Below are 16304 nucleotides of genomic sequence, written 5' to 3'. Positions count from 1 at the left end.
TTTTAAAATATACAGACTATGCGAAAAAATTTTGGAGTAAACACATGGTTGTACCCGATGCCCGTCTTTATCGTGGCTGCGTACGATGAGAATGGAAAACCCAACGCCATGAATGCCGCGTGGGGAGGAGTTTATACGGACAACATGGTGGGCATCTGCCTGGCTGAAGGCCATAAGACGACCCAGAACATTCTGGCTACGAAGGCTTTCACCGTGAGCATGGCGACAGCCGGTCAGGTAGTGGCCTGCGACTATGTAGGTCTTGTTTCCGGGAAGAGAGAGCCGGACAAGTTTGCCAAGGCGGGCTTCCATGCCTTGAAGTCGGAGTTCGTGAATGCCCCGATTATCGAGGAATTGCCGATGACCTTGGAATGTGAACTGGTTTCGTACGACAAGGAGAGCAACCACCTGGTAGGCCGTATTGTCAATGTGTCGGCCGCAGAAGAGATTCTGGACGAGAACGGAAAGATTGACCCTGCCCGTCTGAAACCGATTACCTTTGATCCGATTCATCACCAGTATCTGGTCGTCGGTGAGAAAGTGGGCAATGCCTTCTCCGACGGGAAAGCATTGAAGTAGAATCAGTGAGGTAAAAAAAGCCGCTATGTGTCTTCAGCAGGATGCGTGGCGGTTTTTTCATTCTGCCAGATTAGGAATTGCGGCAGATAAATCTTACCTTTGTGTGTACGAAAGGATTAAAACGAAACGGCCATGAACAGACTTTATCCGGTAGGCATACAGAATTTCGAAGATCTCCGCAGCAGGGGGTATATTTATGTAGACAAGACCTCTCTTTTATATAACCTGGTACAGACTGGGAAGTATTATTTCCTGAGCCGTCCCCGTCGGTTCGGGAAGAGCCTGATGATTTCCACGCTGGAGGCTTATTTTCAGGGGAAGAAGGAACTTTTCAAGGGCCTTGCCATGGAACGTCTGGAGAAAGACTGGACGGTACATCCCGTACTGCACATGGATTTGAATACCCGCAACTATTACGATGATGCATCTTTGCTGGGTATTCTGAATCAGAATCTGGAGGGATGGGAGAAACTGTATGGCGATGAGAAAAAAGACCGTGTGCCGGAAGAACGTTTCATGTATGTCATTCAGCGGGCGTACGAGCAGACGGGGCAGAAGGTGGTGATTCTGATTGATGAGTATGACAAGCCGATGCTTCAGACCATTACAAACCCGGATTTGCAGACTCGTTTCCGCAACACGCTCAAGGCGTTTTACGGGGCACTCAAGTCGTGCGACGGTTCCATTTATTTTGCGATGCTGACGGGCGTGACGAAGTTCAGTAAGGTGAGCGTGTTCAGCGACTTGAACAATCTGATGGACATATCGATGGACAACCGCTATGCGGAGCTCTGCGGTATCAGCGATGCGGAACTTCATGCGTATTTTGAGGAGGACATTCACGCGCTGGCGGACAATCTAGGCGTGGATTCCGCAAAAGCCTGCGCTTTGTTGCAGGAAAACTACGACGGCTATCATTTCTGTTACAAGTCGGTGGGGATGTACAATCCTTTCAGTCTGTTGAATACCTTTGCCAAGAAGCAGATAGGCAGCTACTGGTTCGAGACGGGCACGCCGACTTACCTGGTGGAACTGATGAAACTTCACCATTACCGGGTGGATGAAATCGAGCACATCGTGACTAGCGGTCCGGTGCTGGACTCCATCGATGCGGCTTCCACGGACCCGGTGCCTGTCATCTACCAGAGCGGGTACCTGACCATAAAGGATTACAATTCGGAGTTTGAGAACTATACGCTGGGTTTCCCGAACCGGGAGGTGGAGCAGGGCTTTTTTCGCTTTCTGCTGCCCAACTATGCGTCGGTGAGCACCAGCAAGTCGCCCTACGAGATTCAGTGCTTTGTGGGCGAGGTGCGTAAGGGGGATGTGGACGGTTTCCTGAGCCGGCTGCAGACGTTCTTCGACGATACGCCCTACGAGTTGGCCCGCGACCGGGAGGTGCATTACCAGAATATCCTCTACATCGTGTTCAAGCTGATGGGTTTCCACACGGAAGTGGAATACCGGACTTCGCGCGGTCGGGTGGACCTGGTGTTGAAGACTGCCGACTATATTTATGTGATGGAGTTCAAGTTGAACGGCACCGCCGAGGAGGCCCTGCAGCAGATACAGGAGAAAGGTTATGCTTCGGCTTTTGCAGCGGACGGTCGGAAAGTGGTCAAGGTGGGAGTGAACTTCAGTGACGCGACCCGGAGCATCGAGCGGTGGATTGTGGCGTGAAAATTACGTTTCAATTTTGAAAATATAGGATGAATAAGGCCTGATTCCATTCAATGGGATTAGGCCTTATTGTTTTGTGAAATCTATGATTCATCCAATTTGTTTAGTAGAAACAATGGGTTTTCAGTAAAGCCCTGTGTGGATGAAATAGGGAATCCGTTGCTTTGATTTTTGTATGAGGGTCTTGGAAGATAAGGAATGTACACTGTGTCTGAAAGCACGCAAGGGATTCCATCCTCTAGACTTATCTATTTCCCTCCAAAAAACTTCTTCTTGTAATACGATTCGGCGGTATAGAGTGCCGCTGCCGGATTGTTGCCCGTCACACGGTCCTTGGTGACGAGGGTGGTGACATACGCATCCGAGTATTTGTAGAACAGACTGTCGTGCCCCACGCAGAGACCGATGACCACATTCAGGTCGGTGTGTGCCTCGTTCAGCAGGCGGGCTTGCAGAATCGGGTTGCACATGGCGGCCCCGATGCTCTCACACTGGGCAGGGATGCCTACTGACGTCTTGGGCTGTCCGGCCACCTTGCAGATGACGGAATATGCCTCGAAACCGTTGGCGCGGAGGATGCGGGCGAAGATACGTGCCTCGCGGATGAGGCCGATGCAATTGGCAATGCCGATGCGGTGCGCACCGATTTTCCGGGCAAACTCCATGATTTCCTGTACGCGGGTCCACTGGCAATAGCCTTCGTATTCCACTTCCGCACTGGCCACCATGATGTCGTGGTTGCGGTCCTCTTCGTAACGCTCCAGTGCCCATTGGCGGTCTTCCTCCTTCAGGTGGGTCGTCAGGCAGAAATCAGGATAAGTGCGGTCTTTGAATTTGCAGTTCTGTGTGCCGCAGTCCACACAGGTAGGTGTCGTTTCTTTTTCCATGTGATGGGTGTGATTGGTTTAACTGGGGGCAAATATACGAGATTTATTTCCAATTGGTAGACAGAAATCCGCATTTGGTGGATTCTATTTTCAGAAATGGGAACAGATGCCTACATTCGCTTCCGATTAGTTTTCATTAAAATTGTGTGTAAGATGAAGAAAATGATGTGGATAGCTTGTGGACTGGCTCTGCTGTGTGCTCCGATGGGCGCAAATGCCACCACCCGCCTTGACACGCCGCAGGAGAAGGTGCAAAAGAAAGAGGTGCCTAATCCGGAAAAGGCGGCGCAGCGGCGGACCGACGAGATGGACAAGATGCTGGACCTCACGGAGAAGCAGTACAAGAAGATTTACAAGCTCTTCCTGAAGGAAGAGAAGGAAAAAGTGGAAGCCCTGATGGAGCGTCATCCCGGAGGAATGAACGGACAGCCTCCCATGGGAGGAAGACCGCCGAGAGGGGGAGGACGTCCGCCCATGGGAGGAGGTATGCCCCCGCAAGGGGGAGGATTCCCTGGCATGGGAGGAGATGCGGATGATATGACGCCGGAAGAACGGATGAAGGCGCATGCCGAGGAGATGCAGAAGGAGCAGGAAAAGCGGGAGAAGAAAATCCGCAAGATTCTCACCGACGAACAGTATGAAATCTGGCAGACTCGGAAACCGCAGGTTCTGCCGCCGATGCCGAAGGGCGACCGGCCGGGACCGGGCCCTCGCGAACGGGAAGAAAACGAGACTCCGTTGCAGGAGGCTCGTGCGGTCTGAACTGTTTTTCACGTTTCAGATCATTTTATTGGACGGGAGGGCAAAAGGGGAATTGTCTCTCCCGTCTGTTTTTGTAAGAAATGATAATAGAGTAGACTATGAAAGGACTGAAGGGGCTTGATTTTTCGAACGTGTTCTTGGCAAGTTAGTTCATTGACGACCGCCAGTGTGTGCATCCCGAGTGCGGGCATACGTTGATTTCTCTCTGTGTGCGCGAGCCGGGACTTACCGTTCGGTGGTGCTGAAGTTCTCGCGGAGCTGTAGAAGCAGGGAGAATCCTGAGTCGGAAACCGTAAACGGGGTAGTTCCCGCAGGAAAACGGGTTGCGGGGATGTGAGGAAAACAGACTATCTTTGCCCCATCACCAATGAAACGAGGAGGAACTATGAAACAGATTTTTATGGCACTGGCCTTACTTTGCGGCGTGACCCTGACGGCCTGTGCACAGAAACAAAAGACTCAGCCTATGACACATGATGTGAAAATCCTGGTGGCGTATTTTTCGGCCACAGGCACTACTGCCGAGGCAGCAGCGAAACTGGCCCGCGTGACGGGCGGGGAATTGTTTGCCGTGACTCCCCGACAGGCTTACACGGCAGCCGACCTGGACTGGCACGACAAGCAGTCGCGGAGTTCGGTAGAGATGAACGACGAGAAGGCGCGTCCGGCCTTGAAGACGAAGAAGACGGATATGGCGGCCTACGACGTGGTGTTCATCGGTTATCCCATCTGGTGGGGCGTGGCACCGAGAATCATCAATACCTTTATCGAAAGTCACGACCTGAAGGGTAAGACGCTCGTGCCTTTTGCCACTTCGGGCGGCAGCGGTATCGGTCCGAGCGTGAAGGCGCTCAAGGTGGCGTATCCGTCCCTGCAATGGACGGAAGGGCGCTTGCTCAACCGGGCCAGCGAGAGTGACATCCGCACGTGGGTGGAGAAACTCGGCTGCCTCCGCTGACAGGCGGCGCGTGATTTTCCAGCGGGGAAATTCGCGGAATGTGCGGCAGATGTCGTAACTTTGCCGCATATTGAAAACAGATTGTGTTATGCCCGTTATCGAAATCACCTCGCTGGCGCATCCCGGAGTGGACGTGTTCAGCACCCTGACCGAAGCCCAGCTGCGCAACCGTCTTGACCCGCAGCGGGGCATCTTTATTGCCGAGAGTCCGAAAGTCATCCGGGTGGCCCTGGAGGCCGGATATGAACCTGTGTCGCTGCTCTGCGAGCGGAAGCACCTTACGGGCGATGCGGAGGACCTTGTGCGGCGGATGGCCGACCTGCCTGTCTATACGGGCGACCGGGACTTGCTGGCCCGGCTTACGGGCTATACGCTGACGCGGGGCGTGCTGTGTGCCATGCGGCGTCCGGCTTTTCGCCCGGTGGAAGAGGTCTGCCGCGGGGCCCGCAGGGTGGTGGTTATCCACGGGGTGGTCGATACCACCAACATCGGGGCCATTTTCCGTTCGGCAGCCGCACTGGGCATCGATGCCGTGCTGCTCACACCCGATTCGTGCGACCCGCTGAACCGCCGGGCGGTGCGGGTGTCGATGGGTTCGGTGTTTCTGGTGCCCTGGACGTGGGTCGACCGTCCGCTGGAGCGGTTGAAGGAACTGGGTTTCCGCACGGCTGCCATGGCATTGACCGACCGTTCCGTGCCGCTGGACTATCCGCCGTTGAAAGAGGAGCCGCGCCTGGCTCTGGTGATGGGTACCGAGGGCGACGGACTGCCGGAAGCGGCCATCGAGGGGGCCGACTACGTGGTGCGTATTCCCATGGCGCACGGGGTGGATTCGCTTAATGTGGCGGCGGCTTCGGCCGTGGCCTTTTGGGAACTGAGGGTTTTGTAAATTAGTTGAAAAACAAATAGTTATAAGTCTGACAAAAACGCTTAGGCGTTTGGACTAGAACGTCCTTGCGTTTGACTCGAAACGCAAGGACGTTTTGTTTGAAATGCACTTGCGTTTTGCTTTAAACGCAAAGGCGTTTTGAGAAAGGAATATTACAGATTGAGAAACGGATTTCTCGTTTGGTCAAGGAATGGAATAACAAGGAAATCTGTAGTCTTGAAAAGTTTGTATTTACACGTTTTGTTATGGATGCCGTTTCTTGCCCGATTCAGAAATCTAATAACCGGTAGGAACTCTGGCTTCTTGTAGAAGCCCACGAACGGATGGATTTAATTTTTCACCGTCCGTTCGCCTTGTTTTCTCGGCTGGTTGCCTCCCTTTTTCTTCCATCCGCTTTTTTTGTTGCGGGAGAAATTCTTGACCTGCTTGTTGCCTCCGCCTTTCTTGGAAGTACGGGGAGCATAAGCCGGGCCTTCGCCCACTTCTTCGGGTAAGGGAAGCTTGTATATGTCTTTTCCCAGGAAATTCTCAATCTGTTTGAAGCGGGTCTGTTCCGTTTCGCTCACAAACGTGATGGCACATCCGTCGTTGTTGGCACGGGCCGTACGTCCGATGCGGTGTACATAGTCCTCGCTATCATGGGGTACATCGTAATTGATGACCAGGCGGATGTCGTCGATGTCGATACCGCGGGCCACGATGTCGGTAGCTACCAGGATGTCAATGCGGCGGTTGCGGAACTCGTGCATGATTTCTTCCCGCTGGCTCTGTTCCAGGTCGGAGTGCATTTCGCCCACGTTCAGCTTCATCCGCTTCAGAGCCTTGGTCACTTCCTTCACCTTCAGCTTGGAAGAAGCAAAGATAATCACCCGTTCCGGCTCCTGCGACTGGAAGAGTGACTGGATGATGCCCAACTTCTGTGCCTCGTAGCAGATGTAGGCCGCCTGGATAATCTTGTCCGCCGGTTTGGATACCGCCAGTTTCACTTCCACCGGGTCGTGAAGGATGGTCTTGGCCAGTTGCTGGATTTTGGCCGGCATGGTAGCCGAGAACATGATGGTCTGCCGTTCCTTGGGGAGGTATTTCACAATCTGCATGATATCTTCCGCAAATCCCATGTCGAGCATTCGGTCGGCTTCGTCGAGGATGAAGAACGATACCTTCGACAAGTCCACGTATCCCAGACTCAGGTGACTGATGAGTCGTCCGGGAGTGGCGATGACCACATCGGCCCCCAGGGTCAGTCCCTTCTTTTCCTGTTCAAAACGGATGCCGTCGTTCCCGCCGTACACTGCCACGCTTGAAACGGGCATGAAATACGAGAAACCCTCCATCTGCTGGTCAATTTGCATGGCCAGTTCGCGGGTAGGCGACATGATGATGCAATTGATGGCATCCTCCGGATAGCCTCCCTTGCTCAACTGGTTCAACACCGGGAGCAGATAAGCTGCTGTTTTCCCCGTACCTGTCTGGGCCACGCCAATCAGGTCTTTTCCTTCCAGGATGACCGGAATGGTGTGCTCCTGCACGGGCGTACATTCCTGGAAATTCATGGCGTCCAATGCATCGAGGACGCTATCTTCTAAGTTCAGTTCTGAAAACTTCATATCTTGGTTTTATGCTTGTCGTTATAGTTTTCCCCGTTCGTCGAGGTAAGAATCCTTGAATCCCAGGAAGTAGAGTACCCCGTCGATTCCGATGGTGTTGATGGACTGCTGGGCGTTGGCCACTACTTTCGGCTTGGCGTGGAAGGCGATTCCCAGTCCCGCCACGGAGAGCATCGGCAGGTCGTTGGCTCCGTCGCCCACGGCAATGGTCTGTGCGATGTCCACCTTCTCCACCTGTGCCAGCAATTGCAGGAGTTCAGCCTTCCGCTTCCCGTCCACAATGTCGCCCAAGTAGCGTCCGGTCAGTTTCCCGTCCACGATTTCCAGCTGGTTGGCGTACACGTAGTCGATGCCGAACTTGTCTTTCAGGTAGTTGCCGAAGTAGGTGAATCCTCCCGAGAGGATGGCTATCTTGTAGCCGTAGCGTTTGAGCACGAACATCAGGCGTTCCACACCTTCGGTAATGGGCAGATGTTCGGCGATGTCGCGCATCACACTTTCATCCAAGCCTTTGAGCAGGGCCACCCTTTCCTTGAAACTTTCGCAGAAGTCGATTTCTCCCCGCATGGCCCTTTCCGTGATAGCCTTTACCTGGTCGCCCACACCGGCACGCATGGCCAGTTCGTCGATGACTTCCGTTTCAATCAGGGTAGAATCCATATCGAAGCAAATAAGTCGGCGCATGCGGCGGTACATGTTGTCCTGCTGGAAGGAGAAGTCCATTCCCAGCGACGCACTCAGCTGCATCAGCTGGCTCTGCAGGGCCTCGCGGTCTTTCGGAGTGCCTCTGACCGAGAATTCGATACAGGCCCGCACGTTGGCTTTTTTCTCGTCGAGCGGGATACGTCCCGTCAGACGGCGGATGCCGTCGATGTTCAGTTGTTGTTCCGCCAGAATCCGGGTGGCACCGGCAATCTGTTCAGCGGTCAGCTTCCGGCCCAGCAAGGTCAGGATATAACGGTTCTTGCCTTGCAGGCCGACCCATGTTTCATATTCCTCCGCGCTGATGGGGTAGAAACGGATGTTGATACCCAAGTCTGATGCCTTGAAAAGCAGCTCCTTCATGATATTTCCGGAATCTTTGTCGGAGCATTTGAAAAGAATGCCCAGCGACAGGGTGCTGTGGATGTCGGCCTGTCCGATGTCCATAATGTCTACCTGGTATTTCGATAAGATTGCGGTCACCGATGCGGTCAGCCCCGGCCTGTCCACTCCGCTGATACGGATTAATATCAATTCAGTTTTGTTTTCCATGGTTGTTTGTTTGCGTGATATCTTTGCAAATGTACAAATTATCTTCTATCCGATGGCATAAAAGGCACAAAAAAAGCCATCCCTGCGGGCTTGCAGGAATGGCTTTCCCTATTTTGAGGGGTAAATTAAATCATTTCCACGCTTCGTTTCACGAAGTTGGTCAGGGCTTCTCCTTTCAACATGTTGTTCTGCAACAGAGCCAGGTCGATGAGCTGGTGAACCACTTTGTTGTCGGCGGCATAGCCGTTGAGGATGTTTTCCTTTTCAGCCTTCTGGGCGTCGATTTTCTTTTCTACATCCTTCAGTTCGTCTTTCTCCGTAGTCGGAATTTCCTCGTCCTTCTTGCCTTCCTGAGCCTTGTGCAACTCGTTGCGGCGCAAAGTCAGCATGGCGATTTCAGATTCCACCGGTACCAGTTTCTCGGCACAAGCGCTTTCTGCTTCGCTCAATACCTGCTTAATCAGACGATGGTCAGTGTTCAGTACCAGGTTGAACATGTCCGGCATTTCGCCATAGAAGCTCATGCCCGGCTGGATGCTGGCCATATCCTTCATACGGCGCATGTATTCGGCCTGTGTGATGACAATCGGAGCGGCGCTTTCGCCCAAGGCGTGTGCTTCTACGTGGAATTCGGTCTTCTTCACTTTCGGCATCTGGCCTTTGAACAAGGTGCTGAGCACTTCCTGCTTGTCGGCTGGCAATTCTTCGCCCTTCTGTTCTTCCTTCACAATCAGGCGGTCGATGATGTCACTATCCACACGGGTGAAGTGGCTCTTCTCGAACTTCTGTTCCAGCATGTTAATCATCGGCACATCCAGCTGGCCGTCGAGCAACAGCACGTTGTAGCCTTTGTTCTTGGCCGCGTCAATGTAAGTGTACTGCTCGTCGGCGTTGTTGGCATACAGATAAATCAGGTTGCCGTCCTTGTCGGTCTGGCTGTCCTTGATTAGGGTCTGGTACTCTTCGAACGTATAGTATTTGTTGTCTGTATCCTTGAACAGGGCAAACTTGGAAGCCTTTTCGTAGAAGTCTTCCTGCGTCAGCATACCGTAGTTGATGAAGATTTTCAGGTCGTCCCATTTCTCTTCAAACTCTTTCCGGTCGTTCTTGAAGATAGATTGCAGACGGTCGGCCACCTTCTTGGTGATGTAAGTCGAAATCTTCTTCACGTTCGAATCGCTCTGCAGGTAAGAACGGGAAACGTTCAACGGAATATCCGGTGAGTCGATGACACCGTGAAGCAGGGTCAGGAAGTCCGGCACGATGCCTTCTACGGAGTCGGTCACATAGACCTGATTGCAATACAACTGAATCTTATTACGTTGCAGGTCGATGTTGCTCTTGATTTTCGGGAAGTAGAGCACACCCGTCAGGTTGAACGGATAGTCCACATTCAGGTGAATCCAGAACAACGGTTCGTCGGCCATCGGATACAAGTCGCGATAGAACTTCTTGTAGTCCTCTTCCTTCAGTTCCGACGGTTTCTTGGTCCAGATAGGACAAGTGTCGTTAATCAGGTTGTCTTCTTCCGTTTCTACCTGCTTGCCGTCTTTCCATTCTTTCTTCTTTCCGAAAGCTACCGGTACCGGAAGGAAGTGGCAATATTTGGTGAGCAAGCCCTGCAGACGAGAGTCTTCCAGGAATTCCTTGCAATCGTCGTCCACATACAGGATGATGTCGGTACCCCGGTCGTTACGCTCTGTTTCTTCGAGAGTAAATTCCGGACTACCGTCGCAACTCCATTTCATGGCTTTGGCGTCGTCCTTGTAAGAACGGGTGATAATTTCCACCTTCTTGGCTACCATGAAGGCAGAGTAGAATCCCAGACCGAAGTGACCGATGATGGCGTTGGCGTCGTCCTTGTATTTCTCCAGGAAGTCGTTGGCGCCGGAGAAGGCAATCTGGTTGATGTATTTGTCGATTTCCTCGGCCGTCATACCCAGACCACGGTCGCTGATGGTGATGGTACCGTTGTCCTTGTCGGCTTTTACGCGGACGGTCAAATCGCCCAGTTCGCCTTTGAATTCACCGGTAGAAGCCAGTGTCTTCAACTTTTGAGTGGCATCCACGGCATTTGAAACCAGCTCGCGGAGGAATATTTCATGATCACTGTACAAAAACTTCTTGATGATGGGGAAGATGTTCTCTGTTGTAACCCCGATATTACCTTTTTGCATATCTCTTTATTTTTTATGATTGTCGAATAAAAATTTTTCTCCGGTCTTTTCACAAAAAAAATGCCAGATACATTCGTACCTGACATTTTGTCTGTATTCCGAAATTCTGACAGAGAATTCCGTTTATTCCTTCGTGGCTTTTTCCACTTTCATCTCCAGTCCGTCGCCCTGTGTATTGAGCGATACGTGCAAGGTGTCGCCCGGTTCCGGTTCCTCGTTGAGGATGAGTTCCGCCAAACCGTCTTCCAGGTGATTCTGGATGGCACGCTTCAAGGGGCGGGCACCGAATTGTACGTCGTAGCCCTTTTCGGCCACAAAGCGTTTGGCTTCCGGGTCGAGCAGGAGCCGATAGCCGCAACCTTCGATGCGGTCGTAGAGTCCCTTCAGCTCGATGTCGATAATCTTCTCCAGCGAATCGATGTCCAGCTGGTCGAACATCACGATTTCATCCAGACGGTTGATGAATTCCGGCGCGAACGACTTGTTCAATGCCTTGCGAATCACGCTATTGGCATGTTCCTTCTCGTTCTCGGCGGTTTGTGCCGTGAAGCCGATGCCCTTGCCGAATTCCTTCAGCTGACGGGTACCGATGTTGGAGGTCATGATGATGACCGTATTCTTGAAGTCGACGGTACGTCCCAGACTATCCGTCAACCGGCCTTCGTCCATCACTTGCAGGAGCATGTTGAACACGTCGGGATGTGCCTTCTCGATTTCATCCAGCAAGACGATGGAGTAGGGGCGGCGGCGTACCTTTTCGGTCAGCTGGCCGCCTTCTTCGTAACCCACGTATCCCGGAGGAGCTCCCACCAGGCGTGACACGGTAAACTTTTCCATGTACTCGCTCATATCGATACGGATAATGGCCTCTGTGGAGCCAAACATGTTCTTGGCCAGTTCTTTGGCCAAATGCGTCTTGCCCACACCCGTCGGTCCCAGAAAGAGGAAGGTACCAATCGGCTTGTTCGGGTCTTTCAGTCCCACACGGCTCCGCTGGATGCTTCTCACCAAGGTGTCAATCGCCTTGTCCTGTCCGATGACCTTGGATAGCAAGGCTTGCCGCATCCCTTTCAACCGAACCCCTTCCGACTGGGCCATGCGTTGTACGGGCACACCGGAAATCATGGACACCACTTCCTCAATCTGGGGAGCGTCTACGGTTTCGCGGTTGTCCTTCAACTTCTCCTGCCATTCATTTTTCAGGCGGTCGAGTTGCGCGGTGTACTGGTTTTCCCGGTCGCGGAAGCTGGCCGCCAGTTCGAAGTTCTGAAGGCGGATAGCCTCGTTCTTATGTTGCTGGGCTTCCTCAATCAGCCGTTCCTGTTCTTCAATTTCCTTGGGTACGGAAATGTGGGTCAGGTGGATGCGTGAACCGGCTTCGTCCAGTGCGTCGATGGCCTTGTCCGGGAAATACCGGTCGGTCACATACCGGTCGGTCAGGCGTACGCACGCCTCCAGTGCTTCGTCGGTATAGACCACGTTGTGGTGCTCTTCGTATTTGTCCTTGATGTTCCGGAGAATCTGGAGTGTCTCTTCGGGAGTGGTAGGTTCTACCAGCACCTTCTGGAAACGGCGTTCCAAGGCTCCATCCTTTTCGATGTTCTTCCGGTACTCGTCGAGCGTGGTGGCGCCGATGCATTGGATTTCGCCACGGGCCAGTGCCGGCTTCAGCATGTTGGCGGCGTCCATGGAACCGGCGGCTGAGCCTGCTCCCACGATGGTATGGATTTCATCGATGAACAGGATGACGTCCGGATGTTTCTTGACTTCTGACAAAATGGCACGAATACGCTCTTCAAATTCACCGCGGTATTTGGTGCCGGCCACTACCGCCGTCATGTCGAGCGATACAATCCGTTTCCCGAACAAGGTGCGTGATACGTTTTTCTTGATGATGCGGAGCGCCAAGCCTTCGGCGATGGCAGATTTTCCCACTCCCGGCTCTCCGATGAGAATCGGGTTGTTCTTCTTGCGCCGGCTCAGAATCTGGGCGATACGCTCGATTTCCTTTTCACGGCCTACCACCGGGTCGAGCTTGCCTTCTTCTGCTGCCTTTGTCAGGTCAAGACCATACTTGTTCAGATTGGGTGTGTCTCCGTCCGAGTGTTTGGGAGGAGCGGTCTGCGTCGTCTGGCGGTCGTTGGAAGCGCCTGAGGCTCCGTCGTTTCTGTCCGGAGTGTTCCGGCGTCCGATGCCTTCTTCTTCCTCGTCGTCATTGAAGTCCAGACCGTCGGTAATCGCCTCTTCCGGCTTCAGACGGTCGGCGATTTTGGCGTAAGTCACGTCATTTTTTTCCAATATCTTGGATGCGTTATTTTGATTGTCTCTCATAATGGCTAATAAAATATGGGGGGTATCCACCTTTTCCTCATTCATCAGTTTGGCTTCCAGCAGGCTCAGCGTCAGGATTTTTGACGCCTCCGGGCTGAAAGAAATGTCCTGAGAATAATTTTCGAGGATGGATTGTTCACGTAATTGGGTCTCTAATTCGCTCTTGATGGCTTTCAGATCCAGATAGAACGATTTCAGAATCTCTGCCGCTTTACACTCACCGTCGCGTATGATGCCCAGTAGCAGATGTTCTGGCTCGATATGGGCGTTCTGGAGGCGGTTGGCCTCTTCCTTGCCATATACGACAATATCAGACACTTGTTGTGTAAATTCGTTGCTCATCAAATTCATATATGTCCTCAAAATTAAGTCAAAAACAGATTGCAAATATACATTATAATAAAGATTTCAAGCGAAGTCTTTTTCTCTATTTAACAAAATGTGTGCCACACGGGCTGTATGCCCTCCCAAAAGAGGTGCCACGCGTATTTTTTAGGGGAAAAGTTTTTGTATATCGGCTAAAAGTCGTACTTTAGCATGGTTTTTCACAAGCCTTGAAAAGGAAGTATAATTAATAATGTGTTAAATGCAAGAACAAGACAGAATTATAAAAATCAACATCGAAGAGGAAATGAAGTCGTCGTACATCGACTACTCTATGTCGGTAATCGTGGCACGCGCCCTCCCGGATGTAAGAGACGGATTCAAACCGGTACACCGCCGTATCTTGTACGGAATGATGGAACTGGGAAATACCTCCGACAAACCGTATAAAAAAGCCGCGAGAATCGTGGGTGAAGTGTTGGGTAAATACCATCCCCATGGTGACTCGTCTGTATATGGAGCCCTCGTCAGAATGGCTCAAGACTGGTCGATGCGTTATCCGCTGGTCGACGGTCAGGGTAACTTCGGTTCTATTGACGGTGATAGTGCGGCCGCCATGCGATACACCGAAGCCCGCCTGAAGAAAATCGGCGAGGAAATGATGCAGGACCTTTACAAGGAAACCGTAGACTTCACCAACAACTTCGATGACACGTTGCAGGAACCGACGGTCATGCCGACCCGTATTCCGAACCTGCTGGTGAACGGAGCATCGGGTATCGCCGTAGGTATGGCTACCAACATGCCGACCCACAACTTGCGCGAAGTGATTGATGCCTGTGTGGCTTACATTGACAACAACGATATTGATGTGGACGGCCTGATGCAATACATCAAGGCGCCCGACTTCCCGACGGGAGGATATATATATGGTATAAGCGGGGTGCGCGATGCCTACGAGACCGGACGCGGACGTATCGTGATGCGGGCAAAGGCCGAAATCGAATCGCATCCTACGCATGACAAGATTGTGGTGACGGAAATCCCGTACGGCGTGAACAAGGCCGAACTCATCAAGAGCATCGCCGACTTGTCGAACGAAAAGAAGATTGAGGGCATTTCGAACGTGAACGATGAAACCGACCGCGAAGGTATGCGTATCGTCATCGACATCAAGCGGGATGCCAATGCCAGCGTGGTGCTCAACAAGCTCTATAAGATGACCATGCTTCAGACTTCATTCGGGGTGAACAACGTGGCGCTGGTTCATGGCCGTCCGCGTCTGCTCAACCTGAAGGACCTGATTAAATATTTCGTGGAACACCGTCACGAGGTGGTAATCCGCCGTACACGTTACGACTTGCGCAAGGCCAAGGAACGTGCCCACATCCTCGAAGGTCTGATTATCGCTTCCGACAATATCGACGAGGTAATCCGCATCATCCGTGCGGCCAAGACACCGAACGAGGCGATTACCAACCTGATGGCCCGCTTCAACCTGAGCGAGGTGCAGGCCCGCGCCATCGTGGAAATGCGTTTGCGCCAGCTCACGGGTCTGATGCAGGATCAGCTTCATGCAGAGTATGAGGATTTGATGAAGCAGATTGCTTACTTCGAAGAAATCTTGAGCAACGAGGAACTTTGCAAGAAGGTCATCAAGGATGAACTGATTGAAGTGAAAGAAAAATACGGTGACGACCGCCGTTCGGAAATCGTGTATGCTTCGGAAGAATTCAATCCGGAAGACTTCTATGCCGACGATGAAATGGTCATCACCATCTCGCACATGGGATACATCAAGCGTACACCGCTTTCTGAGTTCCATGCACAGAACCGTGGCGGGGTAGGCTCAAAGGGTAGCGAAACCCGTAACGAAGACTTTATCGAACATATTTATCCGGCTACGATGCACAACACCCTTCTGTTCTTCACACAGAAAGGAAAGTGCTACTGGCTGAAAGTATATGAAATCCCGGAAGGCAACAAGACTTCGAAGGGACGTGCCATCCAGAACCTGTTGAACATTGAGGCCGATGATGTGGTGACGGCTTATCTGCGTGTGAAGAACCTGAACGACACGGCCTTCATCAATAGCCACTATGTGCTTTTCTGTACGAAGAACGGTGTAATTAAGAAGACCTTGCTGGAACAGTACTCACGTCCGCGCCAGAACGGTGTGAATGCCATTACGATTCGTGAGGATGACCGCGTGATTGAAGTGCGCATGACCAACGGCAACAATGAAATCGTGATTGCCAACCGAAACGGCCGTGCCATCCGCTTCCACGAAAGTGCTGTCCGCGAAATGGGACGTACGGCTACGGGTGTACGTGGTATCACGCTCGATGAGGATGGAACTGATGAAGTAATCGGAATGATTTGCATCAAGGATCCGGAAACGGAAACCATCATGGTGGTATCTGAAAACGGTTACGGAAAACGTTCGGACATTGAGGACTACCGCAAGACCAACCGTGGCGGAAAGGGTGTGAAGACCCTGAACATCACGGAAAAGACCGGACACCTGGTAGCCATCAAGTCGGTAACCGACGAAAACGACCTGATGATTATCAACAAGTCGGGCATCACCATCCGTCTGAAAGTGGCCGACGTGCGCATCATGGGACGTGCCACACAAGGCGTGCGTCTGATTGACCTGGAGAAGCGGAACGACCAGATTGGCTCTGTGTGCAAGGTAGCTTCCGAAACGGAAGAGGAAGAAGCGGAAGGCACGGAAACCATCCAGCCGTCGGACATCCAGCCGGTTGACGGGGAAACCATCCAGCCGGCGGAAGGAGAAGGTGAAGAAAATTCCGACAAAAACTAACTTGAATATTTGTATTACTAAATTCAAAC

General features: G+C 52.2%; 11 protein-coding genes. 6 read left to right on the top strand and 5 right to left on the bottom strand.

Features of this window, described 5'->3' with window-relative positions; translation table 11 throughout:
* Positions 1-18: 18 nt before the first annotated feature.
* Both OIM59_RS07955 and OIM59_RS07950 read left to right on the top strand, forming a co-directional pair.
* Entirely contained in the window at positions 19-579 is a 561-nt protein-coding gene (locus OIM59_RS07955; protein ID WP_299172135.1) for a flavin reductase family protein, read from the top strand.
* 132 nt (positions 580-711) lie between these two features.
* Positions 712-2259 carry an ATP-binding protein gene (locus OIM59_RS07950; protein WP_299172138.1) on the top strand — a complete coding sequence of 516 codons (1548 nt, stop codon included), beginning with the start codon at positions 712-714 and terminating at the stop codon, positions 2257-2259.
* Between the two features lie 248 nt (positions 2260-2507).
* Here OIM59_RS07950 and OIM59_RS07945 read toward each other — a convergent pair whose 3' ends face one another.
* Positions 2508-3146, bottom strand: a complete 639-nt coding sequence (locus OIM59_RS07945; RefSeq protein ID WP_177866084.1) for a DUF1847 domain-containing protein — start codon at positions 3144-3146, stop codon at positions 2508-2510.
* A 153-nt stretch (positions 3147-3299) separates the two neighbouring features.
* Between OIM59_RS07945 and OIM59_RS07940 the strand changes: the two genes are divergently transcribed.
* The 3 genes from OIM59_RS07940 (at position 3300) to OIM59_RS07930 (ending at position 5755) form a co-directional block, all read left to right on the top strand.
* Complete coding sequence (locus tag OIM59_RS07940; RefSeq protein ID WP_299172145.1) at positions 3300-3908, top strand: hypothetical protein; 609 nt, start codon at positions 3300-3302, stop codon at positions 3906-3908.
* A gap of 385 nt (positions 3909-4293) precedes the next feature.
* Complete coding sequence (locus tag OIM59_RS07935; protein WP_299172148.1) at positions 4294-4866, top strand: flavodoxin; 573 nt, start codon at positions 4294-4296, stop codon at positions 4864-4866.
* An 88-nt stretch (positions 4867-4954) separates the two neighbouring features.
* Positions 4955-5755 (top strand): RNA methyltransferase, encoded by an 801-nt coding sequence (locus OIM59_RS07930; protein WP_299172151.1) that lies wholly within the window; start codon positions 4955-4957, stop codon positions 5753-5755.
* A 329-nt stretch (positions 5756-6084) separates the two neighbouring features.
* On the opposite strand, the gene OIM59_RS07925 is transcribed toward OIM59_RS07930, so the two are convergent.
* The 4 genes from OIM59_RS07925 to OIM59_RS07910 form a co-directional block, all read right to left on the bottom strand.
* The gene (locus tag OIM59_RS07925; protein ID WP_299172153.1) at positions 6085-7362 is read right to left on the bottom strand and encodes a DEAD/DEAH box helicase; all 1278 of its coding nucleotides are present in this window, start codon (positions 7360-7362) and stop codon (positions 6085-6087) included.
* A gap of 21 nt (positions 7363-7383) precedes the next feature.
* Entirely contained in the window at positions 7384-8616 is a 1233-nt protein-coding gene (gene serB, locus OIM59_RS07920; protein WP_299172156.1) for a phosphoserine phosphatase SerB, read from the bottom strand.
* Between the two features lie 125 nt (positions 8617-8741).
* Positions 8742-10793, bottom strand: coding sequence for a molecular chaperone HtpG (htpG, locus tag OIM59_RS07915; RefSeq protein WP_303896055.1), 2052 nt, complete (start codon positions 10791-10793; stop codon positions 8742-8744).
* Positions 10794-10916: 123 nt separating this feature from the next.
* Positions 10917-13466: an ATP-dependent Clp protease ATP-binding subunit gene (locus OIM59_RS07910; protein WP_303898193.1), complete on the bottom strand. Its 2550-nt coding sequence runs from the start codon at positions 13464-13466 to the stop codon at positions 10917-10919.
* A gap of 244 nt (positions 13467-13710) precedes the next feature.
* On the opposite strand from OIM59_RS07910, the gene gyrA reads away from it, so the two are divergent.
* Positions 13711-16275, top strand: a complete 2565-nt coding sequence (gene gyrA / locus OIM59_RS07905) for a DNA gyrase subunit A (protein WP_299172164.1) — start codon at positions 13711-13713, stop codon at positions 16273-16275.
* Positions 16276-16304: the final 29 nt, after the last annotated feature.

Source organism: Bacteroides mediterraneensis (assembly GCF_025993685.1).
Lineage (GTDB): Bacteria > Bacteroidota > Bacteroidia > Bacteroidales > Bacteroidaceae > Phocaeicola > Phocaeicola mediterraneensis_A.
The sequence above is the reverse complement of the archived record's forward strand: the minus strand, read 5'-3'. Positions and strand labels throughout refer to the sequence as shown.